Raw genomic sequence first — 260 nt, 5'->3', positions numbered from 1 at the left:
ACTGTTATGCCCCATAACCTGTATCTGCATTCAGCTATTTCTCAAACACGTAAAGTTGATCATAACGATCAAGACGATGTTGCACGTACCGTACGTTTCTCAACTTGGGATTCAAACATCCAGTTGTCATTCGCATGGGTTATCAACTCACTCTTGTTAGTTATGGGTGTTGCTGTGTTCAAGACTGGTGCTGTTAAGGATCCTTCATTCTTCGGATTGTTCGATGCCTTATCAAACACTTCTATGTTAAGTAACGGTAT

Annotated in this window: 1 protein-coding gene; it reads left to right on the top strand. The window is 40.8% G+C overall.

Going from position 1 to position 260, the window contains the following annotated elements:
- Positions 1-260, top strand: a 260-nt coding sequence (locus CBI42_RS11920; protein ID WP_179211440.1) for a divalent metal cation transporter, incomplete at both ends; no start/stop codon positions are given.

Origin of the sequence: Streptococcus sp. KR, from assembly GCF_002238115.1 — a bacterium.
Taxonomy (GTDB): Bacteria; Bacillota; Bacilli; order Lactobacillales; family Streptococcaceae; genus Streptococcus.
The sequence above is the reverse complement of the archived record's forward strand: the minus strand, read 5'-3'. Positions and strand labels throughout refer to the sequence as shown.